Genomic DNA, 1864 nt, shown 5'->3' with positions numbered 1-1864 from the left:
TGCGGGTTGCCCTCGATCGGCTGCTCATGGACGCCCGTATTCTTCGGCGGGAGCATCTCTACCACCTGCCCGGCCACGAAGTCCGCCTAGCCCCGCCGGAGGCCGCCCTCTACGAGGCGGTCAGGATCCGCCTGGAGGCGGCCGGTCTCGATCAACCGCGCCTCGCGGACCTCGCGGAACAGGTGGGTCGGGAGCCGGAAACCCTGCGGCCGCATCTCGACAGGTTCGGCCGGCTCGGATGGCTGCGGCGCATATCCGGGCATTACTACGTGCTGCCGGGCGTCCTTGCCGAGTTGACGGCGCGAGCATGCGCGGTGGCGGCGGACCATCCGCAGGCGCTCCTGACGGTCGGCCGCTTCCGCGAGGCGACGGGGATCAGTCGGAACATGACCATGCCGGTGCTGGCTTATTTCGACGCCCGTGGTTTCACGACGCGTGTCGCGGACGGACGGCTGGTGGATCCCAGGAAGGGCGACCTGTGACTCCGGTTCGACGGGCGTGATCGGGTCCGGAGCAAAGGCCGCGGGGCAGCGTTTCGTACCGTCACGGTAGCGATGCGCCTGCCAAGAACTTCAGGTGCGGTTTGGGAAGCAGCATGGTCGAGGGCACGGATCTGACTGGCGACGAATGGACGCTCGCCAGCTTCACCGCGGCCATCCACCGGGGGGGCGTCGGGATGTGGGCTTGGGCCCCGGAGGCGCGCCTCGCCCGGCTCGACGGCCTCTGCATGGCCTTCTGGGGCACAACGGAGCCGGTGGTGAGCATCGACGCGTTGTTCGCCAAGGTGAATGCCGAGGACAGACCCAAGATGATGCTCGACTGGTTCGCGAGCGCGACCAGCCCGAAGGCCTACAGCTTCGACTTCCGCATCGGGGAAGACCCGGACGTCCGCTGGATCTCTGCCCGCGGCATCGGCGGGGACGAGGGCCGGGTCGGCGCGTGGATCCAGGCCATTTTCCTCGACATCACCGACCGCAAGCGTGCCGAGGAGGCCGAGCGGCTGATGACCCTGGAACTGGCGCACCGGGTATCGAACATGTTCACCGTCGCCCGCGCGCTGACCAACATCGTCGCCCGGGAGGCCGAGTCCACCGCCAGCTTCGCCGAGGATTTGTCGCGGCGGTTCCACGTCCTACACGAGGCGACCACCCTGGCGACGCGGTCGCACGGGCTCGAGCAGGGCGACGTGCGGCTGCGTGACCTCGCCGCCCGTATCCTGTCGCCGTACCTGCAGGGCGCCAACATCGCGGTCGATATCGAGGACGCCGCCGTGGCGGCCCCCGACAGGGTCGACGACTACGCGATGATCTTCCACGAACTCGCCACCAATTCGGCCAAGTATGGCGCGCTCGCCAACGGAGGCACCCTGAACCTGGTCGGACGTGTCGTCGATCACGCCCTGACCCTCGACTGGACCGAAGGCGCGGCTCCGTCAGGAACCGCCAAGGCCGACGGCACCGGCTTTGGATCGCGGCTCCTCACGCAGACCATCGAACGCAGCTTGGCCGGTCAGTTCCAGCGGACCATCGACGATGCCGGTCTCCATTTCCGCATGATCGTGCCGATCCGGTGACCGACACGGCCCGGCGCTCCGGTCGTGCAACAGCAAGCCTCGGATCATAGGATGCACGGAGCTCGCCTGCTGTTGCCGGTCCGGAACCGCGTCGGCGCGTCTGCGTGCTCTGATCGAATGCCGGGTGTGGGCGAAGAGCTGCCGCGTTGGATTCGCGGCCCCTCGGCGCTTTAGCCGACGGGCCAAACGCCCAAAGCTCCGTTCCTTCTGAGCCACGCCGTGTTTCCCGGAGGTCGACCGGTTCGAGCCGCCGCCGGTGGTAGAACCGATCGACCCGTCGAGAGTGCGAAC

At 68.1% G+C, this 1864-nt stretch carries 2 protein-coding genes; both read left to right on the top strand.

What is annotated here, in order from left to right; translation table 11 throughout:
- The coding region (locus tag I53_RS19915) for a SelB C-terminal domain-containing protein (RefSeq protein ID WP_187294386.1) at positions 1-482 on the top strand (482 nt) is incomplete at its 5' end.
- Positions 483-595: 113 nt separating this feature from the next.
- Positions 596-1573, top strand: a complete 978-nt coding sequence (locus tag I53_RS19910; RefSeq protein WP_043353903.1) for an HWE histidine kinase domain-containing protein — start codon at positions 596-598, stop codon at positions 1571-1573.
- Positions 1574-1864: the final 291 nt, after the last annotated feature.

It is taken from the genome of Methylobacterium sp. B1 (genome assembly GCF_000333255.1).
GTDB lineage: Bacteria > Pseudomonadota > Alphaproteobacteria > Rhizobiales > Beijerinckiaceae > Methylobacterium > Methylobacterium fujisawaense.
Note: the sequence above shows the minus strand (reverse complement) of the source record. Positions and strands in the feature narration are given on the sequence as shown.

What these genes read in the sequence shown, in the direction of transcription:
- I53_RS19910 (WP_043353903.1), top strand. Translation starts at nt 596, where the DNA reads ATGGTCGAGGGCACGGATCTGACTGGCGACGAATGGACGCTCGCCAGC.